Annotated in this window: 19 protein-coding genes; 8 read left to right on the plus strand and 11 right to left on the minus strand. The window is 71.5% G+C overall.

Going from position 1 to position 20,249, the window contains the following annotated elements:
• Window positions 1-52 precede the first annotated feature (52 nt).
• The 4 genes from F4560_RS10800 to F4560_RS10815 are packed head-to-tail and all read right to left on the minus strand — an operon-like array spanning window position 53 to window position 3,083.
• Entirely contained in the window at window positions 53-1,018 is a 966-nt protein-coding gene (locus F4560_RS10800) for a zinc-binding dehydrogenase (protein WP_184919122.1), read from the minus strand.
• Entirely contained in the window at window positions 1,015-1,455 is a 441-nt protein-coding gene (locus tag F4560_RS10805; protein WP_184919124.1) for a MarR family winged helix-turn-helix transcriptional regulator, read from the minus strand. The genes F4560_RS10800 and F4560_RS10805 overlap by 4 nt, the downstream gene beginning before the upstream one ends.
• Window positions 1,456-1,503: 48 nt before the next feature.
• Entirely contained in the window at window positions 1,504-2,595 is a 1,092-nt protein-coding gene (locus tag F4560_RS10810; RefSeq protein WP_312869077.1) for a winged helix DNA-binding domain-containing protein, read from the minus strand.
• Window positions 2,596-2,633: 38 nt separating this feature from the next.
• A complete protein-coding gene (locus F4560_RS10815) occupies window positions 2,634-3,083 on the minus strand; it encodes a GNAT family N-acetyltransferase (RefSeq protein ID WP_184919128.1) in 450 nt (149 codons plus the stop codon).
• A gap of 155 nt (window positions 3,084-3,238) precedes the next feature.
• On the opposite strand from F4560_RS10815, the gene F4560_RS10820 reads away from it, so the two are divergent.
• From F4560_RS10820 to F4560_RS10830, 3 genes are all read left to right on the plus strand, one after another.
• Entirely contained in the window at window positions 3,239-3,574 is a 336-nt protein-coding gene (locus tag F4560_RS10820) for an ArsR/SmtB family transcription factor (RefSeq protein WP_184929055.1), read from the plus strand.
• Between the two features lie 185 nt (window positions 3,575-3,759).
• Window positions 3,760-5,187 carry a rifampin monooxygenase gene (gene rox / locus F4560_RS10825; protein WP_184919129.1) on the plus strand — a complete coding sequence of 476 codons (1,428 nt, stop codon included), beginning with the start codon at window positions 3,760-3,762 and terminating at the stop codon, window positions 5,185-5,187.
• A gap of 136 nt (window positions 5,188-5,323) precedes the next feature.
• Window positions 5,324-6,205, plus strand: a complete 882-nt coding sequence (locus F4560_RS10830) for a TIGR03620 family F420-dependent LLM class oxidoreductase (RefSeq protein ID WP_184929056.1) — start codon at window positions 5,324-5,326, stop codon at window positions 6,203-6,205.
• A gap of 67 nt (window positions 6,206-6,272) precedes the next feature.
• On the opposite strand, the gene F4560_RS10835 is transcribed toward F4560_RS10830, so the two are convergent.
• Entirely contained in the window at window positions 6,273-7,334 is a 1,062-nt protein-coding gene (locus F4560_RS10835) for a hypothetical protein (protein ID WP_184919131.1), read from the minus strand.
• Between the two features lie 87 nt (window positions 7,335-7,421).
• On the opposite strand from F4560_RS10835, the gene F4560_RS10840 reads away from it, so the two are divergent.
• The 4 genes from F4560_RS10840 (at window position 7,422) to F4560_RS10855 (ending at window position 10,651) form a co-directional block, all read left to right on the plus strand.
• Complete coding sequence (locus tag F4560_RS10840; RefSeq protein ID WP_184919133.1) at window positions 7,422-7,631, plus strand: hypothetical protein; 210 nt, start codon at window positions 7,422-7,424, stop codon at window positions 7,629-7,631.
• A 65-nt stretch (window positions 7,632-7,696) separates the two neighbouring features.
• Window positions 7,697-9,622, plus strand: a complete 1,926-nt coding sequence (locus F4560_RS10845) for a KedN5 family methylcobalamin-dependent radical SAM C-methyltransferase (RefSeq protein WP_184919135.1) — start codon at window positions 7,697-7,699, stop codon at window positions 9,620-9,622.
• Between the two features lie 31 nt (window positions 9,623-9,653).
• Window positions 9,654-10,049 (plus strand): ArsR/SmtB family transcription factor, encoded by a 396-nt coding sequence (locus tag F4560_RS10850; RefSeq protein ID WP_184919137.1) that lies wholly within the window; start codon window positions 9,654-9,656, stop codon window positions 10,047-10,049.
• On the plus strand, window positions 10,046-10,651 hold the full coding sequence (locus F4560_RS10855; protein WP_184919139.1) for an SRPBCC domain-containing protein: 606 nt from the start codon (window positions 10,046-10,048) through the stop codon (window positions 10,649-10,651). The genes F4560_RS10850 and F4560_RS10855 overlap by 4 nt, the downstream gene beginning before the upstream one ends.
• A gap of 133 nt (window positions 10,652-10,784) precedes the next feature.
• On the opposite strand, the gene hypF is transcribed toward F4560_RS10855, so the two are convergent.
• The 4 genes from hypF to F4560_RS10875 all read right to left on the minus strand — a co-directional run bounded on the left by hypF (window position 10,785) and on the right by F4560_RS10875 (window position 16,580).
• Entirely contained in the window at window positions 10,785-13,082 is a 2,298-nt protein-coding gene (gene hypF / locus F4560_RS10860; protein WP_184919141.1) for a carbamoyltransferase HypF, read from the minus strand.
• The gene (gene hypE / locus F4560_RS10865) at window positions 13,082-14,143 is read right to left on the minus strand and encodes a hydrogenase expression/formation protein HypE (RefSeq protein WP_246477773.1); all 1,062 of its coding nucleotides are present in this window, start codon (window positions 14,141-14,143) and stop codon (window positions 13,082-13,084) included. Before hypE ends, hypF begins: the two co-directional genes overlap by 1 nt.
• Window position 14,144: 1 nt before the next feature.
• Complete coding sequence (locus tag F4560_RS10870; protein WP_184919143.1) at window positions 14,145-14,729, minus strand: cysteine hydrolase family protein; 585 nt, start codon at window positions 14,727-14,729, stop codon at window positions 14,145-14,147.
• Window positions 14,730-14,810: 81 nt separating this feature from the next.
• On the minus strand, window positions 14,811-16,580 hold the full coding sequence (locus tag F4560_RS10875) for a hypothetical protein (RefSeq protein ID WP_184919145.1): 1,770 nt from the start codon (window positions 16,578-16,580) through the stop codon (window positions 14,811-14,813).
• A 203-nt stretch (window positions 16,581-16,783) separates the two neighbouring features.
• On the opposite strand from F4560_RS10875, the gene F4560_RS10880 reads away from it, so the two are divergent.
• Window positions 16,784-17,749, plus strand: coding sequence for an NAD-dependent epimerase/dehydratase family protein (locus F4560_RS10880; RefSeq protein WP_184919147.1), 966 nt, complete (start codon window positions 16,784-16,786; stop codon window positions 17,747-17,749).
• Window positions 17,750-18,197: 448 nt separating this feature from the next.
• On the opposite strand, the gene F4560_RS10885 is transcribed toward F4560_RS10880, so the two are convergent.
• Window positions 18,198-19,358 (minus strand): hypothetical protein, encoded by a 1,161-nt coding sequence (locus tag F4560_RS10885; protein WP_184919149.1) that lies wholly within the window; start codon window positions 19,356-19,358, stop codon window positions 18,198-18,200.
• 23 nt (window positions 19,359-19,381) lie between these two features.
• Complete coding sequence (locus F4560_RS10890) at window positions 19,382-20,221, minus strand: SAM-dependent methyltransferase (RefSeq protein ID WP_221483449.1); 840 nt, start codon at window positions 20,219-20,221, stop codon at window positions 19,382-19,384.
• Window positions 20,222-20,249 lie beyond the last annotated feature (28 nt).

The following is a 20,249-nucleotide window of genomic DNA, read 5'->3' on the forward strand; positions in this document are numbered from 1 at the left end:
GAACGGGGCCCGACCGGATCGACACGACTCCGGAAAAATCTTGGGAACCGCCTCAGATCACCACGACGAGCTTGCCGATCCGCCGGTTGTGCTCCAGGTCGTCGTGCGCGCGCCGGATGTCGTCCAGCCGGTACACCGTCGTCGGCCCGAGCGACACCTCACCGCCCGCGACCTGGTCGAGGAACCGTTGCAGCACGTCGGCGGGAAGGTCCTCGCCCTCGCCGCCGTACGCGGTGAGCCGGACGCCCTTGGGCAGGTAGCCGATGGGGTAGAAGTCCCGCACGATCCACTCGTTGGACAGCATCCCGGTGAAGCACACCGTGCCGTGCACCTTCGTCGCGGCGAGCGTGTCCGGCAACGTCGGCGTCCCGACCAGCTCCAACGCCGCGTCCACCCCGTCCGGGACCAGGTCGCGCACCTGCCGGGCCACCTCGCCGTCGTCCACCAACGGGTGGGCCACCCCGTGCTCGCGCAGCACGTCGAGCCGGTCGGCGCTGCGGGTCGTGGCGAGCACCGCGGCCCCGATGTCGTTCGCCAGGGCGGTCGCCGCGAACCCGAGCGCGGACGTGCCGCCGCGGATCAGCAGCGTCTGCCCGGCGCGCAGGTCCAGGCCCGTGGTCAACGAGCCGTAGGCGGTCTGCAACGTCTCCGGCACCGCGCCCAGCACCTCCCACGGCAGGTCGGAGGCGAACGGGATCAGCAGCTCGCGGGGCACCACCGTGTGCTCGGCGTACCCGCCGTCGAACACCCGCCCCATGCCGCCCATCATCGCCGCCACCTGCTGTCCCAGGGGCAGGTCGCAGTCGCTGTCCACCACGCCCACGGCTTCGATGCCCGGCACGCGCGGGAACGTGACGCCCTCGGCCAGGCCCAGCCGGGTGTGCAGCTCGGACCGGTTCACCCCGAACGCGCCGACCTTCACCCGCACCCACCCCGGCGGCGGCTCGGGCACCGGCCGCTCCACCACCTGCAGGTTCTCCACCGGCCCCGGCCCGCTCAGCACGACCGCGCGCGTCATCCGTGGTGCTCCAAGACCAGGGTGAGCATCCGCCTCAACTCCTCCCGCTCGGCCGCCGACAGCGGCGCCAGCAGCGCGTCCTGAGCCTGCCCCAACACCCGGTCGAGATCGCGCAGGTGGGCCACCCCCGACGGGGTGATCGTCACGATGTTGCGCCGCTTGTCCACCGGATCCGGCCGGCGCTCGACGAACCCGCGGTCCGCCAACTCGTTCACGGTGGCCACCACGTCACTGCGGTCCACGCCGCCCCGACGCCCGAGGTCCGCCTGACTGGCCGGGCCGAACTCGTCCAACGCCGCCATCAAGGAGTAGTGGTAGCGCCGCGCGCCCACCGCGCCCAGCCCGTCCGACACGAGCCGGTGCGCGTGGGTCGTGGTCTGGCCGAGCAGCCAACTCGTCGCTCCGCGCAGCCGTTGCGGCGCGCCGTTGGTCTCCATGCCGCCGCAGCCTACCCACCTGTTGGCCAGGCCAACGATCGTGGCGGCTCAGGCGTGTCCGCCGACCGTCACCGTGCCGATGGTCAGCTCCGGCCGGCCCTCCAGGAACTCCCCGACCCGCGCGACCTGCCGGTCCAACTCGGCCAGTCGCGCCTTGGACAGGGTTCCGAACAGCTCCACCGTGACCACGATCCGCCGGCCCGACCGCTTCTGGTGCCACACCCCGGCGACCACGCCGTCCACCAGCACCACCGGGAAGTTCCCCGCCTGCCCACCCGACAGCGCCCGCTCGAACGCCCGGCCGGGGAACACCTCCTCACGCGGGTGGCTGCCCACCACGTACGCGTCGAAGTAGGGGAGCAGCCGCACCCCGCCCGGCGGCTCGTCGGGCCACGACACGTCGCCGCGCACCACCCACCCGCCGTCGACCTGCTCCAGGTCCGCCCGCTCGAACAGCTCGTTCACCCACCGCTTCGGCGCGGCCAGCCACTTCGCGAAGTGCGCCTGCGTCGCCGGCCCGTACGAGCGCAGGTAGGAGCGCAACAGCTCCACCGCGCCGTCCGCGGCCGGCGTGAAACCGGGCAGCCACCGCTGCGGACTGGTGTAGGCGACCTTGCGGCCCTTGTTCGGCGCGAAGCACATCGCGCCCAGGTTCGACGCCGCGCCCATCGCCTCCACCCACCGCGGCCACGGCGTGCCGCCGAACGCATCCATCACCCGATCGCCCGCCCACGGCCCGGTGCGCTCGACCACCGCCTCGGTCAACTCGTCACCGGTCAGCTCGGCGTCCCGCAGCGCGTCCGCGATCGCCGCCACCACCTCCGCCCTCTGTTCCCCGGTGAGCAGCACCGACCGCTGCGGCAGCCCGGCCAACGCGCCCGTCCACATCGGCAGGTCCGCCGTCGGCAGCAGGTGCACCGTGCCGCGCGGTCCGCGCGTCTTCACCAACGTCCGGTCCACCCACAACGCGTCCCGGACCTGCTGCCGGGTCAGGTTCGTGCGCAACCCGATCGACAACTCCGCCGCCGACATCACCTGGGCGTGCGCGCCGCACATGGCCCGAACCACCCCGACCGGGTCGTCCGACAGGTCCAGCAACGAATGCCGACGCAACCGCCGGCCGATCACACGCTCGGTCACAGGACTCACGCTAGAAGCCATTCAGGACAGAACCGGTCCTAAATCGAACCCGGATGCCCGAACCGCGCGATCCGCAGCCCGCCGTCGACCACCACGGTGTCGACCACCCGGAACCCCAGGCTCTCGTACAACGCGATGGCCGGCGCGTTCGCCGCACCCGTCGACACGATCGCCGGACCGCCCTCGGCCAGCACCTCCTCCACCAACCGCCGCGCGAACCCGAGCCGGAAATGGCTGGGCGCCACGCACAACCGGTCGATGTCCAGCACGCCGTCGACCTTCGCGTACCCGACGAACGCCACCAGCTCGCCGTCCACGTACCCGCCCAGCCACCGCAACGGCAGCCGTCTGATGTCGTCCACCGACTCGTGCAACGCCGGGATCCCGGTACTCCCGATCAGCTCCGCCTCCACCGCGTAGGACAGCAACGCGATCCGGTGCACGGCTTCCGCCGTCGTGTCGTCGGTCAGGTCCAGGGGAACGATCATGGGGCCACCGCCTGCTCGTGCGTGGGGACTCGTGCGTGGGGACGTGAGCCGAAGATTGCCATTCGGTGATCGGTTCAACCATGATCGCCCACGAACGGCTCCGGATCGAAGTACTTCGATACGTCGGCACGGCTCGTATACTCGGCGTGATCACCATGACGACGCGCGCCGAGCTCCCGCCGGACGCCTCCGAGCAGCTGCTGGAGGCGTTCAAGGCGTTGGCCAACCCCGTCCGGCTCCAGGTGCTCCAATGGCTGCGCGAACCCCTGCGCCACTTCCCTGTCGATCAGGAAACCGCGGAGCGGGTCGGCGTGTGCGTGAGCCACATCCAGGCCAAGACCGGGCTCGCGCAGTCGACCGTGTCCGCTTACATGGCGTCGCTGCACCGCGCCGGGCTGGTGCGTGCGACCCGGGTGGGGAAGTGGACCCACTACCAGCGCGACGAGCGGCACATCGCCCGGCTTGTCGACTTGCTCGGACGCTCGCTCTAGCGACGACCCCGGCGAGGGTGGAGCGGAAAAGACAAAGGCAAGGAGCTAATCCACTCCTTGCCACTCCTAATTTATAGCGGACCCCCGGTCTTGCCGCAAGACCCGGGTCGTGCCGCACAATCTGCGGCCGAAGCCAAGTACCCGCGGAAATCAGGGATTCGCGGAGTACGTCAACGGGGGTTTTCGTGTTCGACGTGATCGTGGCCGGCGCCGGGCCGACCGGCGTGATGCTGGCCGCCGAGCTGCGGCTCCAAGGCGTGAACGTGCTCGTGCTGGAGAAAGATCAGGAGCCGACCAAGGTCGTCCGCTCACTCGGCCTGCACGCGCGCAGCATCGAGGTGATGGACCAGCGCGGACTGCTGGAACGGTTCCTCGCGCTCGGCACGCGGTATCCGGTCGGTGGATTCTTCGCCGGCATCACCAAACCGTCACCGGAACGGCTGGACACCGCACACGCCTATGTCCTGGGAATTCCGCAGCCTCTCACCGATCGACTGCTGACCGAGCACGCCCTCGAACTCGGCGTCGAGATCCGGCGCGGCTGCGAGCTGGTCGGGCTGAGCCAGGACGACGACGGCGTGACCGCGGAGCTGGCCGACGGCACACGGCTGCGTTCGCGCTACCTCGTCGGCTGCGACGGCGGCCGGAGCACGGTGCGCAAGCTGCTCGGCGTCGCCTTCCCCGGTGAGCCGAGCACGGTCGAGACGCTGCTGGGCGAGATGGAGGTGGACGTACCGCACGAGACGCTGGTCGCGGTGATGGCCGAGGTCCGCAAGACCCAGCTCCGGTTCGGCGCCATGCCCCTCGGCGACGGGGTGTACCGCGTCATCGTGCCCGCCGAGGGGGTGGCCGAGGACCGCAGGGTGCCGCCGACCCTGGAGGAGGTGAAGCAGCAGCTGCGGGCGACCGCCGGCACCGACTTCGGCGTGCACTCGCCGCGCTGGCTCTCCCGCTTCGGCGACGCCACCCGGCTGGCCGAGCGCTACCGGACCGGCCGGGTGCTGCTGGCCGGCGACGCGGCGCACATCCACCCGCCGACCGGCGGGCAGGGGCTCAACCTCGGCGTCCAGGACGCGTTCAACCTGGGCTGGAAACTGGCCGCCGAGGTCAACGGCTGGGCGCCGGAAGGGCTGCTGGACACCTACGACTCCGAACGGCGCCCGGTGGCCGCCGACGTGCTCGACAACACCCGCGCGCAGATGCGGTTGATGTCGCTGGACGCGGGTTCGCAGGCCGTGCGCCGGCTGCTCTCGGAGCTGATGGAGTTCGACGAGGTGAACCGCCACCTGATCGAGAAGATCATCGCGATCGGGCTGCGCTACGACTTCGGCGAGGGCCACGACCTGCTCGGGCGGCGGCTGCGGGACGTCGGGCTGAAGCGGGGACGCCTCTACGGACTGATGCACGGCGGCCGTGGACTGCTGCTCGACCAGACCGGCCGGCTGTCGGTGCAGGGCTGGGCGGACCGGGTGGACCACGTGGTCGACGTCAGCGAGGAGTTGGACGTGCCCGCGGTGCTGCTGCGGCCGGACGGCCACGTGGCGTGGGTCGGTGAGGACCAGCAGGACCTGGTCGACCGACTGCCGCGGTGGTTCGGCGCCGCCACCGGCTGAGCGGGGTCGTCCGGTGTGCCAGGCCGTGACGTGCGGTCCGGCACACCCCCTCGTCCGTCACATCGTTAATCTGCGATACTTCGATTCGTTCGCAGGTTCCGCAGGACCAGGGGGAGACATGGGCTCGATCGACGGGATGGATCTGGGGCGCTTCGGGGTCTGGACGTTCGACTTCGAGGACCAGCCGGCGGGCATGGTGCGGGAGTCCGTCCAGGAGTTGGAAGAACTCGGCTGGCAGGCGATCTGGGTCCCGGAACTGCTCGGGCGGGAGGCGCTGACGCACGCCGGGTTCCTGTTGTCCTGCACCCGGCACATCACCGTTGTCAACGGCATCGCCAAGATCTGGTTGCGAGAGCCGCAGTGGATGCGGGGCGCGGCACTGCTCCTGGCCGACGCGTACCCGGACCGCCACCTGGTCGGCCTCGGTTTCGGTGACGTGCGCCCCGGGGTGAAGCCGTTGCGGGCGATGAGCGACTACCTCGACGCCATGGACGCGACGACGAGCCCGAACCCGTTGCCGCAGTCGCCGATGCGACGCGTGCTCGCGGCGTACGGGCCGAAGATGCTGGAGCTCGCGCGCGACCGTTCCCTGGGCGCGCACACCTACCACGTGTCCGTGCGGCACACGGCGCAGGCGCGGGAGGTGTTGGGCGACGGCCCGTTCCTCGGGGTCGAGCACGCGGTGCTCTTCGAAAGCGACCCGGACAAGGCCCGCGAGATCGCCCGCGAACACCTGCACCTCTACTTCACCTCGACGTACAACGTCGCCAAGTTCCTCCGCCTCGGCTACACCGAAGCGGACATCGACGGCGGACGCGGGAGCGACCGACTCGTCGACGACCTCGTGTTCTGGGGTGACATCGACACGATCGCCGACAAGCTCCAGGGCCACCTCGACGCCGGCGCCGACCACGTCGGCATCCAGGTCATCAACACCCCGCCCGGCCAGTCCGCCATGCCCCACTGGCGACGTCTGGCCGAGGCCCTGCTGCCCGCGAGCGTGTCCGGCCGGACGTGACCGATCACGGCGGCTCGGCGGTCCGAAACCCAAGGCGCCGCTGGTGACCCTGCTGAGGAAACAGGGGTCACCGCGTGGTGAGGCCGAGCGCGGCGCGGTGACCCCAGGCCAGGGTCAGGCATGCCTGCGCGCCACTGCGGGTCGCGGGCTCGGACGCGTAGTGGCGCACCCACTCCTCGGTGAACGGGATACCGCGCCCGTCCGGCCCGACCAGGATCGTGCCCTCACGCCCGGCGGCGACGATCCCGGCGAACAGCGCGTCGAACACGTCCGCGTCCACGGCGCTCACCACGAAGAGCTCCGGCGTCCACGTCAACGGGTCCAGGCCGACGCCGAGCACGTGCAGCCGTAGCGCGCCAGTCCCGTAAGCCGCCGCCAACCCGCCCAACGGTCCCGACTCGTAGTCGGGCGCCTCCTGGACCTCGTCGGCGTCCAGGAACTCCTCCACGTACTCCCGCGCGATCACGTGCCACAGGTCGAAGTCGGTGCCGTGGAACGTCCTCCCGGCGGGCGCGAAGTTCCCGGCGGGCACGCAGTGCAGCATCTCCGGCGCGGCGACCACCCGTTCACCGTCCCGCCGGTGCAGGTAGAACCCGCTGTCCGCGCCGTCCACCCGCACCGTCAGCACCACCAGCCCGAAGCACGTCGTGCGGGCCGCCAGGTCGAACGGGTCGCCGAGCGCCGCGCGGTACCGGCCCCCGGTCGGCGGCCTGCCCGCCAGGTCGGCCGCCGCCGCTTCGTACGCCAGCACCTCGGTCTCGTCCAGGTGGCCGAAGTAACCGGCCGAGGTGAACGCCAGGCAGAGGCCGCCGGGAGAGAAGTCGATCGACAGCGGCCGGTAGATCCGCCCGTCGAACAGGTGCCCCATGCCGGCGAGTCCGGAGAGGGCCGCGCTGTACCCGGACACGGGCCGGGCCTCGCGCGCCGGGTGGCCGGGCGGTGGCACGGGCCGCCACTCCAGCCGGATGTCGTCCAGCGGCAACGGTTTCGCCGGTATCCACTCGGGTCCGGTCAGCACGGGCAGGTCGTGCCGCCGCCACGACCGCGGGGCGGCGGACGCGGCCAGGTTCACGAGTCGCGGCTGGCCGAACCGGACGTGCCGGTACACCTCCGCGAAGCTCGGATCCATCGACCCCCCCAAGGTGGATCGCTATCGGAGACTCAACCTAGCACCAGGGCATGGTAATATCAAGGTTGACTTATATAAGTGTCCGGTGTGACGACTCCGTGGGAGGTCGGTGTGCGATTGCCGCGCGGGAGGTGGTTCTGGAGCCGTCGACTCGACTCACTGGAACTGGAGCTGGAACGGGTCAAGCTGGACGAGGCTGACGACCCGCGCAGCGAGGGCGACGGGAGTGAACCACACCCGACCGGGGAGTCCACGCGTGTGGTCGACGAGGAGTCCCGGGGTGACCACCTTGACTAGTACATTTAAAAATATATAGTCAGATGGGGCTGGTAGTGGCCAACCCGAGATGGCGAGGTCTGCGCATGGCACCCGACGACCGACTCTCGGTGTTCCTCGTCCAGCAAGGCATCTGGGACCTGGCCCTGGAGTCGATGCCACTCGCGGCCGGCTACCTCAAGGCCGCCGCGCTCGCCGACGAGCGGATCGCCGGGCGCTTCGACTTCGAGATCCTCAACTTCCGCGGCGGGGACACCCTGGCCGACATGGCGGAGCGGATCTTCAGCCTCCCGGCGCCGGACGTGCTCGCGTTCTCCGTGCTGGGGTGGAACTTCCGCGAGTTCTGCGCGCTCGCGGAGACCTTCAAGCAGGTCAACCCCGACGGCTGGGTGGTGTTCGGCGGCACGCACGTCGCCAACCAGGCCGACCGGACGTTCCGGCTGTGCCCGGAGGTGGACGTGGTCGTCAACGGCGAGGGCGAGCCCGTGTTCCGCGACCTGCTGCTCGCCTTCCTGGACGGCGTGTCGCCGCACGACCTGGCGGACATCCAGGGCCTGTCCTACACCGGCGGCGACGGCGAGGTCGTCACCACCGTGCCCAGACCCCGGCTGGACGACCTCGACGCCATCCCGTCCCCGATCCTGACCGGCGCGATCGACCTGACCGACGAGCACGGCGCGTTCCGGTACGACGTCGCCCTGATGGAGACCAACCGGGGCTGCCCCTACAAGTGCTCGTTCTGCTACTGGGGCGGTGCGGTCGGGCAGCGGGTGCGGGCGTTCTCCCGGGCCAGGCTGCGCGCCGAGCTGGAGGTGTTCGCCCGGCTCCAGGTGCACACGGTCGTGTTGTGCGACGCCAACTTCGGGATGCTGCCGATCGACGTCGAGTTCGTGGACGACGTCATCGCGGTGCGCGACCAGTACGGGTACCCGCGCGCGCTGGACACGTCGTGGGCGAAGAACAAGTCCGCGGTGTTCCACGAGATCGTGAGCCGGATGAAGCGCGCCGGGCTGCGCAGCTCGTTCACGCTGGCGCTTCAGACGCTCAACGACGCCGCGCTGCGCACCATGAACCGCCGCAACATGAAGGTGAACGACTGGGAGGACATGGTCGCCTGGCTGGACCGGGAGGGCCTGGACTGCTACGCCGAACTGATCTGGGGCGCGCCGGGCGAGACCGTCGAGTCCTTCATGGAGGGTTACGACAGGCTGTCCAGGCACGTGTCCCGGATCGCCGTCTACCCGCTGCACCTGCTGCCGAACACGGAGTACGCGGAGAAGAAGCACAAGTACGGGATCGTGTCGGTGCGCGGCGACAACGACGACTTCGAGTACATCCTCAGCCACGACACCATGACGCTGGCCGACAACCTCTCGGTGGTGCGGTTCCTGTTCTGGGCACGGGTGGTCGCGGAGAGCGCGCTGCTCCGGCACATCTGGGTCGGCCTGCGCGAGCTGACCGACCTGACCCAGTCCGGGGTGCTGCGCCGGCTCGACGCGTGGGTGGAGACGACGGACGACCCGGCGGTGACGCCGCTGCGGGCCGCCGTCGGGCGGGTGTCGAGCATGGACGTGGCCTACGGCGACGCCGTCGCCTACCTGTGCGGGCACCCGGAGGCCAAGCGGCTGCTGGCCCGGTGGTGGACCGAGGCGATCCGGCCGGACCTCGACCCCGCGCACGTGTCGCTGCTCGACGAGATCTTCCGGTTCGACGTGCTGACCCAGCCGCTCTACCGGCACCCCGACGCGCCTGCCTCGGCCGACCTGCCCGTCGTGCGGCTGGCGGACGGCGAGTACGCGGTGCGCCGCGGTGTCGTGCTCCGGCACGACGTGCCCGCCGTGGTGGCGGCGCTGCGCGCGGGCGGGGAGGCCGATCTGGAGCCTCGGGAGACGGTCCTGGACGTGTACTACCGGCTGGGCGCGGAGAACTTCGTGCGCACCACCAACCACGAGCAGATCGTGAACTACCTGGGCCTGACCGGCGCGGACGTGCCCGACGTATCTCAGACTTGACTTATATAAGTCGAGGCTGCACAATTGATCCGTGCACGCGTTCGACGTACTCGGCGACCCGGTCCGCCGGCGGATCCTGGAGTTGCTCGCCGACGGCGAGTTGGCCGCCGGTGAGATCAGCGCGGTCGTCCAGGCGGAGTTCGGCATCTCCCAGCCGGGGGTGTCGCAGCACTTGAAGGTGTTGCGCGAGAACGGCTTCACCAAGGTCCGCCCGGAAGGCACCCGCCGGCTGTACTCCGTCGACCCCGCGCCGTTGCGCGACGTCGACCGCTGGCTGGACCGCTATCGCGGGTTCTGGACCCAGCGGCTGGACTCGCTCGACACGGAACTGGCGCGCGGCAGACGCGCACGAGGGCCATCCGGCAGATCGTCCACCACCCCACCGGGCGAACCGACTTCGGACACGGAAGGCGCCAAGGGAAAATGACCGACATCACCGATGTGCTCGACGACACCCGCCGGGAGATCGTCACCAAGCGGATCGCCGCCGGCGAGGTACGGGCCATCCGGATCCGCAGGCACTTCGACGCCCGCCCCGAGGAGGTCTGGCACGCCTGCACCGACCCGGCCCGCTTCGGCCGGTGGTTCAGCGGCGTGTCCGGCGACCTGCGCCAGGGCGGCCGCTACGAGATGGACCTCGGCGTGTCCGGCGACATCCTCCACTGCGAGGCCCCGACCCGGCTCGTGGTGACCTGGGCGTACGACGACCGCGGCGCCGACGAAGTCGAGCTGCGGCTCGCGCCCGACGGCGACGGCACCGAGATGGTGCTGGAGCACGCCGCGGTGAACGAGACCGCGGAGATGGACGGCCGGCTGGTCGACGTCATCCTCAACGACGCGGGCAGCGGCGCGAACGGCCAGGGCGCGGGCTGGGAACTCGGCCTGGTGCTGCTCGACAAGTACCTGCACGACGAGCTTCCCGATGACCCCGGTGCGTGGGAGGAGTCTCCTGAGGCGCTGGAACTGGCCGACCGGTCCGGCGCGGCGTGGGAGGCGGCGCTGGCCGAGTACCGGAACGTGGGCGGCTGACGGGTCGCTGGAAGTTTGTTTTTCGGACAGCGCCGCGCTCGTCAAGGCACATCTTCACCCGCTCGAGCTGCCTTGACGAGCACGAGCGCGGCCCTGTCCGAGAGGCGAGTCCGGCGGGTCAGTCGGTCGGCCGTCAGCGGGCTTCGGCGCGCAGGCGCGCACCGGCGATCACCGCCTGACCGGCCGCGATGCCGCCGTCCGACGGTGGGATCGCGCCGTGGTGCAGCACCCGGAAACCCGCCGCGGTGAGTTCGGCGTCCACCCGCACCGACAGGTACTGGTTCAGGAACACGCCGCCGCTCAGCGCCACGACGCCCAAGCCCGTCTCCCGGCGCAGCCGACCGCACACCTCGCCGATCGCGGCGGCCAACGACGAGTGGAAACGCCTGCTCAGCACCGGCACGGGCGTCGTGGCCAGCTCGTCGACCACCGCCCGGACCCACGGCCGGACGTCCACGACCTGCAGTCCGCCGACGTCGTCCACCCGCACCGGCCACGGCGGCACGGGCGTGTGGTCGCCGCCCAGGACCTCCTCCAGCCGGATGGCCGCCTCGGCGTCGTAGCCGACCGAACGGCACACGCCGAGCAGGGCGCCGAACCCGTCGAACAGCCGGCCCGCGCTGGACGTGACCGGCGCGCCGACCCCGCGTTCGCACATCCTCAGCAGCACGTCGCGCTCGAACGGGTCGCGGTCGCGCACCGCGGCCAGCGGCAGGTCCGCCGCCTCCCGGCCGTAGGCGGCGTGCAGGAGGGCGAGCGCCACCCGGTCGGGTTCGCGGACCGCGCGGTCGCCTCCGGGCAGCCGGAACGTCGACAGGTGGCCGCGTCGTCGCGCCGACACGTAGTCGCCGACCAGGAACTCGCCGCCCCAGATCGTGCCGTCCTCGCCCAAGCCGGTGCCGTCGAACACGACGCCGATCGCCGGCTCGTCCACCCCGTTGTCGACCAGGCAGGACGCCAGGTGCGCGTGGTGGTGCTGCACGGCGATGGTGCGCAGCCCGGACCGCGCGGCCCACCGCGTGCCGTGGAAGTCCGGGTGCAGGTCGTGCGCGACGGCCACCGGGTCGACTTCGAGCAGCCGGCCCAGGTGTGCGACGGCGGAGTCGAAGAACGACCTGGTGCGCTCGGTGCCCAGGTCGCCGAGGTGCTGGGTGAGCACCAGCCGCCGCCCGGAGCCGTAGCACGCGGTGTTCTTCAGCTCCGCACCGACCGCGAGCACCGGCGGCAGGTCGAACGGCGGCCGCACCGGTCGCGGCACGTAACCCCGCGCCCGCCGGACGAGCTGCGGACGCGGCCCGCCGGCCAGCGGCACGACCCGGGCGATCGAGTCGTCCACCCGGCTGTGGATGCGGCGGTCGTGCTCCAGGTACGCGTCGCAGATGCGGCCGAGGTCGCGCCGGGCCGACTCGGCGGTGCGGGCCATCGGCTCGCCGGGCGCGTTGCCGCTGGTGGCGACGAGCACCGGGAAACCGGACGCGAGCAGCAGGTGTTGCAGGGGCGTGGAGGGCAGCATCACGCCGAGCACACCGAGGCCGGGCGCGACCTGCACGGACAGCGGCGCGTCCGGGTGCGCGCGGAGCAGCACGATCGGACGCGCCGGCGAGCACAGCAGGTCGGCTTCGGCGTCCGACACGCGCGCGTACCGGCGCACCTCGCCGACGTCCGCGACGAGCACCGCGAACGGCTTGTTGCCGCGGTCCTTGCGCTTGCGCAGCCGGGCCACCGCCTTGTTGTCCGCCGCGTCGACCACCAGCTGGTACCCGCCGTGCGCCTGCACCGCGACGACGAGACCGTCCCGCAGCAGCGCGGCGGCGGCCTCGACCGGGTCGCCCCCGGTCAACGGGACGCGGTCGTGGTCGGCCAGCCGGACCCGGGGGCCGCACACCGGGCACGCGTTCGGCTGGGCGTGGTAGCGGCGGTCGGTCACCGAGTCGTACTCGGCCTGGCAGTCCGCGCACATCGGGAACGGCGCCATCGTGGTCAGCGGCCGGTCGTAGGGCACGTCCAGGATGATGCTGAACCGGGGTCCGCAGTCGGTGCAGTTGATCAGCGGGTAGCGGTGGCGGCGGTCGGCGGGGTCGAACAGCTCGGTCAGGCACGGCCCGCACAGGTGGGTGTCGGCCGGTACCAGCGCCCGCCGCCGTCCTTCCGGGTCGCTGGGCCGGATGCGGAACCCGGCGGCCGGCACGTCCACCGGCTCGTCGGTGTAGTCGAACGAGTCGATCACGGCCAGCGGCGGCGGTCGTTCGGCCAGGTCGCGGGTGAAGCGCCGCACGTCGTCCGGCGCGCCCTCAACGCACACGGTGACGCCGTCCACCCCGTTGTTCGCCCAGCCGCCGAGCCGGTGTTCGGCGGCCGTGCGGTGCACGAACGGCCGGAAGCCGACTCCCTGCACGATCCCGCCGATCCGGATGGTCCGCCGCAGGCCCATCAGCACAGCCGGGGCAGCTGGGCGCCGCGCAGCACGTCGACCGGAGTGGTCCGGCCGCGCGCGTCGCGGATCCGCACCCGGCCGTCCCCGGTGACGACTTCGCCGACCGCCACCGTCGTCGCAGCTTCCGGCCACCCGCGCAGCACCCGCACCGCCTCGTCGGCGACATCGGGGTCCACGACCGCGCACAGGACGCCCTCGTTGGCCAGGTACAGGACGTCCAGGCCGAGCATGGAGGCGGCCATCCGGGTCTCGTGGCGCACCGGCAGCGCGGGCCCGTCGAGTTCGACGTCCACCCCGGACGCCCCGGCGAGTTCGTTGAGGACGGTGCCCAGACCACCCCGGGTCACGTCGCGCAGGCACCGGATTCCGGGGCCGCACGCGTCGAGCAGCGCCGCGACCACCCGGTTGAGCGGCGCGCAGTCGCTGGTGACGCGTTGCTCGAAGCCGAGTCCTTCGCGCAACGACAGCAGGTGCACGCTGTGGTCGCCGAGGTGGCCGGTGACGAGGACGGCGTCGCCGGGCCGCAGCAGCCGGGAACCCAGCCGCAGCCCCGGCCGGTCGAACACGCCGATGCCGGTCGTGTTCAGGTAGAGCCGGTCCGCCTCGCCCGCGCCGACCACCTTGGTGTCGCCCGCGACGACGGTGACGCCCGCCGCGAGCGCCGTCTCCCGGACCGAGTCGAGCACCCGGACCAGGTCGGTGATCGGGAACCCGGCCTCGATGATCATCGCGAGGGTCAGGTACAGCGGTCGCGCGCCGGACACGGCGAGGTCGTTGACGGTGCCCGCGACGGCGAGCTTGCCGATGTCGCCGCCGGTGAAGAACAGCGGCTTCACCACGAACGAGTCGGTGGTCACCGCGATCCGCTCGGCCGGCGCGGCCACGTCGGCGCTGTCCTCCATCAGGCCGGTGTGGACCTCGCCCAGGGTGGCCGCGACGATCTCGCCGACCAGCCACTGGCTCGCACCGCCGCCGGCGCCGTGGTCGAGCGTGATCCGCTCGGTGGCCGCGACGTCGTTCGCCACGGTATTCGGGTTGGCCATGTCGGGGTTCGCCATGTCAGGACGCCGGGTTGGGCATGACCTCGGCCAGGCTGCCCGCCTCGGTGCGCTCCAACGCCTCGGCCATGGTGATCACGCCGCCGCAGAACGACCCGATCCAGTCCAACGCCCGCCGCAGGTCCTCCTCGGACATCGAGATCACGCCCTCCCGCGGCACCGCGACGTTGTAGCCGCGGAAGAACGCGTCGGCGGCGGTGGTCTGCACGCAGATCTGGGTGTGCATGCCGACCACGACGAGGTCCTGGACGCCCTCCGCGTGCAGCAGCTTGTCCAGTTCGGTCTCGAAGAACCCGCTCGCCTGGTGCTTGACGACGACGGCGTCGCCGGGCGCAACCAGCTCGGCCAGCACCGCACGACCCGGTGAGTCGGCGGTCGCCGGCAGCCAGCCGTCGTAGCGCTCCGCCCTCGGGTCCTCGGGCCGGTTGATCAGTTGCAGGTGCACCACCAGCGCGCCGAGTTCCCGCATGGCCGCGAGGAACCCGGCGAGCCCGGGCACCACCTCGTACACCACGGCCCGGCGCCGCTCGTCCTTGTTGACCAGGTCGTACTGGAGGTCGTTCGTCAGCACGGCGACCCTTGGCATGGAGGGGCTCCCGGTGAGGTTGAGGGACCGCGGTCGAGTCAGCGCAGGCGAGTCGGCGCGGTCGGGTCAGCGCAGGTCGGGTCAGCGCAGGTCGGCGTCGGCCACCGCGAACACCAGTCCGTGCGGTCTGGCGTGCCCGTGCTCGCCGTGCGGCCACCGGTCGCGGTTGAAATCGACGCACGGCGTCCGCTTGGCCTCGTCGACGAACCGGGTGTCCTGGGTGAGCCTGCCGCGGTGGTCGACCAGCGCCATGCACACCTGGTGGTTGCCGTCCACGCCGGTGATCTGGACGAAGTAGTTCGAGGTCGCGACCCGGGTGATCCGCTCGGTCTCGTGGTAGCGGCGGTCGCCGCCGAGGGTGAAGTTGTCCAGTGCGCCCCAGTGCGGGCCGCCGCTGGTCACGTCGGCGATCGGCAGCGCGCCGGCCAGCGTCGGGCAGTCCGGCTCGGCCCCGCCCTGGCTGACCTCGGCGAGGGTGTCGATGCTGCACTGAACGTCCGGGCCGGCCGCGAGCAGCTTGTGCAGGTCCAGCACGTAGAGCGTGCCGGGCACGCGATCGCTGTCCGGTGTCCCGGGTCCGGCGCCGACCACGACGTGGAACAGGTACCGGTCGTCCGGGCTGACCTGCATCCACCCCGCGCCGGACGCGCCGGCGGTCGGCGTCCCGGTCGGGTAGAGCGCGGTGAACACCGACGTCAGGTCGTACACCTCGCGCCAGCGCGGGCTGGGGTCGGTGATGTCGGGCGTGTAGTAGACCGCGCCGCCGCCGCTGGTCGACGCGAACGCGCCACGGTGCCAGGGCTTGTTGGTGACCGCGACCTCCATCGCACCGCGCGGCTCCGCGGTCATGGGGTCGGCGTCCCGGCGCGGCCCGACCGGCAGCCGCGACACGGACAGCAGCTCCGGGTCGCCGCGGTCGGCGATGTCGTACACGCGCACGGTGTCGCGCAACAGGTTCGGGTCGAAGTCCGTCGGCGGGGGATCGGTCGGCAGCAGGTTACGCACCTCCACGAAGTCCGAGGTGATCATCCGGTCGAGGTCCTCGCGGACCTGCACGCCGTGCGGGTTGGCGCAGGACGCCTTGGGCAGCGCGGGCACCGACGGGCACAGCTTCGGGTCCTCGCCCGCCAGATCGGCTGCCCGCACCTGCGCGAGCACCCGGCCGTCCGGCCCGTAGCGCACGACCTGGCCCGGTGTGCCGCCGAAACCGTTGCCCACGACGACGTCGCCGTTGCTGTAGCGGCAGGGTCCGGCGACGTCCGGCCCGCCCATGTTCGTGCCGTACGCCGTGCCGTCGCGCAGCACCCAGAACGCGTCCGGCGCCGAGCCGCACGGTGTGTCGGCGGGCTGGGCCACTCCGCTGAGCCGGATCTGCGGCAGCTTGGACACGTCGAACACGAACGTGGTGTCGGACAGCAGCCCGCCCGCGTAGATCCGGTGCCCCTTGTGCCACGTGTACTGCATGTGGTGCGGCTCGTTGCCCAGCGCGTCGTCGAGCGTCGCGGTGTTCACCACGCGCCCGTACCCCGGTGTGCCGCGGGTGGCGTCGATGACGGCGATGAAGTCCGGGTTGGGCGCGTCGGGCGTGCCCGCCTGGTCCGCGCCGGCCCACACCAGCAGGTACTCCCGCCGGATCCGGCGGTACTCGGCCGTCCGCGTGTCCGCGACGAGGTGGTTCGTGACGGTGTAGGTGCGACCGTCCGAGCCGGTCGCGGTCGAGCGGATCTCGTAGGTGTCCGCGTCGGCCGACCGACCCGACGGGAAGGCCGCCGCCAAGGCGGCGAGGAGCGTGGCGGCGGCGCAGAACGCGGCCATCCGACTGCGGCGGGATGAACTCGATCGGGACAGCATGACTCCTCCACGGAAGGCGGCCGGTCCACAAGATCGCGCTGACATGCTTTTATAACACATAGTGAGTTTGCGGCGATAGGTCGCGGTCGAAGTCTTTTTGTCCTGGTTGACGAGCTGGTTTCTCGACGCCCGATCCCGGTATGCTAACTAAATTTACAGCGAACGGCGCACATGTCGAGCACATGTCGATGGGATGGTGGGCTATGGCCACAGCGGTGGTCACCGGCGGGTTCGGGTTCATCGGCAGCCACCTCGTGGAGCGGCTGGTCGCGGCCGGCGTGGACGTGACCGTGTACGACCCCGCGCCCCCGCCGCCCGACCTGGCATGCGACCCATCGGCGGTGCGGCACGTGGCGGCGGACGTGCGCGACGAACGCGCGCTGGGCCTCGTGATCACGCCCGAGGTCGACGTGGTCTACCACCTGTGCGCGCTGGTCGGCGTCGACCAGTACCTGCACGACCCGCTCGACGTGATCGACGTGAACGTGCTCGGCACCCGGAACGTGCTCCGCGCCGCCCACGAGGTCGGCGCGAAGCTGCTGGTCGCCAGCACCAGCGAGGTCTACGGCCGCAACCCCGATCCACCGTGGACGGAGGACTCGCAGCGCGTGCTGGGCAGCACCGCCGCCGACCGCTGGTCGTACTCGTCCAGCAAGGCGGTGGCGGAACACCTCACCTTCGCCTACGCCCGCCAGCACGGCCTGCGCGCCGCGATCGTCCGCTACTTCAACGTCTACGGCCCGCGCCAGCGCCCGGCCTACGTGGTCAGCAAGACCGTCCACCACGTGCTGAACGGCGTCGCGCCGCTGCTGTACGACAGCGGCGAGCAGACCCGGTGCTTCACCTACGTGGACGACGCGGTGGAGGCGACCCTTCTGGCCGCCGCGTCCCCCGAGGCGGAGGGGGAGTGCTTCAACATCGGCAGCGACCGGGAGACCACGATGGCGGAGGCCGTGCGGACGGTGATCGAGGTGGCCGGCTCGACCACCCGCCCCCGCATGATCGACACCGCCGCCGTGCTGGGCGCGGGCTACGAGGACATCCCGCGCCGGGTGCCGGACGTCGCCAAGGCGTGGCGGGTGCTGGGGTGGCGCAGCCGGACCTCATTGCGGGACGGGCTGGAGCGGACGGTGGAGTGGGCCAAGGCGAACCCGTGGTGGCTAGCCTGACCCTCGGCTCCGCTGACCCGGGCCGTGTCTGACCAGAGGGCTCGCCTGCCGCGTCTGGCCAGAGGGCTCGCCTGGCCCAGGCCGGGCCTGATCCGGTGGCTCGCCTGACTCGGGCCGGGCCTGACCCGCGGGCGCGCCAGCGATCGCCTGCCCCGGCCTCCCCCGACCGGGGCCGCACCTGACCTCCTGCCGCGCCTGACCCGCAGGCCTCCCACTGACCTGGGCCGGGCGCGGGCCTGGCCCTGGCCTTGCCCCAGGGCTGGGCCGTGGCGCCGCGCCTTCACAACTTACTTCTCGCAACGAAATCGGCCTTACCATTCATCCCCGAAGCCCCTTGCCCAATCGGGTGATCCTCGGGTGGTGAGGCGAGGGACGTCGCAACCTCGCCTGGGCGGGCCGCGCCTGACCAGAACGGCGCGCCGGCACTCACGGTCGGCGCGCACCAAGGTCAACCGCAGCCGTCGACGGCTCCGGCGCAGTTGTCCGGGTTGTTGCCCGTCGCCGTGCTGTTGGTCATGGTCACCACACCACCGCCGGTGTTCGCCACTCCGCCGCCAGGCACCCCGGAACGGTTGCCCCGGACCGTCGTGTTCACCAACTTCACGACGCCGCCCGCGGTGTCCGCGACACCACCACCCGCGCCCGTCGCAATATTGCCGCTGATCGTGCTGTTCACCACGGTCACCGAACCGCCACTGCCGTTGGTGACACCGCCGCCCGAGTCGGCCGTCGTGTTGCCGGTGATCTCACTGTCGGTGATCAGCGTCGTACCACCGCCCAGGTTCGCCACCCCTGTACTGGTGTTGTCGGTGACCTTGCAGTTGACCACCTGGAGGATGCCCGCGTTCGCGAGCCCGCCACCGCACAGCGCCACACCCGGCGGGCAGACCAGCCGGTTCGCACGGATCTCGGTGTCCAGCACGGTCATCGAGCCGCCGCCGTTCACCAGGCCGGCGCCCGCACCGAGTTCGGCGACGTTGCCCACCACCACCCCACTGATCACGGTGACCTGGCCGTTGGTGTTGAACATGCCCGCCGCGAGCGGCGCGCGGTTCTCGGTGATCCGGGTGTTCGACACCGTCATCACCGCGCTGTAGCCGTTGTTGCCGAGCCCGGCCGCGCTGTAGGACGCCGTGTTGCGGTACACGTCCGAGTCGTTCACCGCGACCGTGCCGCCGAGGTTCGCCACCGCGCCGCCGAAGTGGCCGGTGTTGCCGGTGAACCGCATCCGCTCGGCGGTGAAGCTGCCGCCGGTCGCCACCGTCACCGCGCTCGACGTCGCGCCGGTCAACATGAAACCGCTGAGCTGCAACGAACCCCGGTCGCCCACGTCGAACAGCGAGTCACCCCCGCGCAACGTCAGCGAGCCGGGGCCGGCGGCGGTCAGCGCCAGCCGCCCGGTCAGCACCTCGAGTCCGTCCGCGTCGACGTCGACCGTGCACGCGCCGTGCGGACGCAGCGTCTCGGTCACCGCCGCGCCGTTGTTGGCCTTGCGGATCCAGTCGTCGAGCCGCTTCTCCGTGACACCGCGGCACGGTCCGCTCGCGTCGTCCTGCGCGTACAGCGGCGTGTGCCACCCCAGCAGCACGGCCGCCGCCGTTAGGATCACAGCCACCCTGGCGCGCCGGGCGTTCACCGGACCCCCGGCTTCCGACCGACGCCCGCCACCGCGAGTCGCCGAGCCGTCTCGGAGACCGGCCTGGTGGAGTCCGGCCCGGTCGAGTTCGGCCGCCAGTCGGGCGTGCACACCACACCGGGGTCGAGCAGTTCGAAGCCCGCGAAGAACTCCGTGACCTCTTCGGCGGTCCGCATGTACGCGGGGGTGTCGGTGTCCTTCGACATGGCGATCGCGCTGCGCAGCACCACCGGGTTGTCGCCCTCGGTGCCGTGCGTGACGAGCAGGTGGCTGCCCGGCGCGAGCACGTCCCGGTAGCGCGCGACCAGTCTCGCCGGATCGTCGTCGTCGTGGACGTAGTGCAGGACGCCGAGCATCAGCAGGCAGACCGGCCGGTCGAAGTCGATCAGCCGGCGCACCTCGGGCAGCGCCAGCACCTCGTCCGGGTCGGTGAGGTCGGCGCTGACCATCGCGGCCCGCTCCTCGCCCTCCAGGATCGCCCGGCCGTAGGCGAACGCGACCGGCTCGCGGTCGACGTACACCACCCGGCACGACGGGTCGTGCTCCCACGCGATCTCGTGCACGTTCCCGACCACGCCCGCGGTCGGGATGCCCGAGCCGAGGTCCAGGAACTGCCGGATGCCCTCGCGCAGGCAGTGCTCGACGCCGCGGCGGAGGAACTTCTTGTTCAGCAGCGCGACTTCCGGCGCTTCGGGGACCTTCTCCAGCAGGCCGCGGGCGAACTCCCGGTCCACCTCGAAGTTGTGGTCGCCGCCCAGCAGGTAGTCGTACATGCGCGAGATGCTCGCCTTGGTGGTGTCGATACCAGGTGGTGCCCAGCTGGGTGTCTCGTTCACGGCCTGGCCCTCCGTGTCGCCCTAGAAA

The sequence above is a fragment of the Saccharothrix ecbatanensis genome (assembly GCF_014205015.1).
GTDB lineage: Bacteria > Actinomycetota > Actinomycetes > Mycobacteriales > Pseudonocardiaceae > Actinosynnema > Actinosynnema ecbatanense.

Bases quoted from the DNA above. Each gene is read 5' to 3' on its own strand.
- F4560_RS10870 (WP_184919143.1), bottom strand. From the start codon at position 14,729: ATGCCAAGGGTCGCCGTGCTGACGAACGACCTCCAGTACGACCTGGTC.
- F4560_RS10855 (WP_184919139.1), top strand. From the start codon at position 10,046: ATGACCGACATCACCGATGTGCTCGACGACACCCGCCGGGAGATCGTC.
- hypE (WP_246477773.1), bottom strand. From the start codon at position 14,143: ATGGCGAACCCCGACATGGCCAACCCGAATACCGTGGCGAACGACGTC.
- F4560_RS10875 (WP_184919145.1), bottom strand. From the start codon at position 16,580: ATGCTGTCCCGATCGAGTTCATCCCGCCGCAGTCGGATGGCCGCGTTC.
- F4560_RS10880 (WP_184919147.1), top strand. From the start codon at position 16,784: ATGGCCACAGCGGTGGTCACCGGCGGGTTCGGGTTCATCGGCAGCCAC.
- F4560_RS10845 (WP_184919135.1), top strand. From the start codon at position 7,697: ATGGCACCCGACGACCGACTCTCGGTGTTCCTCGTCCAGCAAGGCATC.
- F4560_RS10830 (WP_184929056.1), top strand. From the start codon at position 5,324: ATGGATCTGGGGCGCTTCGGGGTCTGGACGTTCGACTTCGAGGACCAG.
- hypF (WP_184919141.1), bottom strand. From the start codon at position 13,082: ATGGGCCTGCGGCGGACCATCCGGATCGGCGGGATCGTGCAGGGAGTC.
- F4560_RS10815 (WP_184919128.1), bottom strand. From the start codon at position 3,083: ATGATCGTTCCCCTGGACCTGACCGACGACACGACGGCGGAAGCCGTG.
- F4560_RS10800 (WP_184919122.1), bottom strand. From the start codon at position 1,018: ATGACGCGCGCGGTCGTGCTGAGCGGGCCGGGGCCGGTGGAGAACCTG.
- F4560_RS10820 (WP_184929055.1), top strand. From the start codon at position 3,239: ATGACGACGCGCGCCGAGCTCCCGCCGGACGCCTCCGAGCAGCTGCTG.
- F4560_RS10835 (WP_184919131.1), bottom strand. From the start codon at position 7,334: ATGGATCCGAGCTTCGCGGAGGTGTACCGGCACGTCCGGTTCGGCCAG.
- F4560_RS10805 (WP_184919124.1), bottom strand. From the start codon at position 1,455: ATGGAGACCAACGGCGCGCCGCAACGGCTGCGCGGAGCGACGAGTTGG.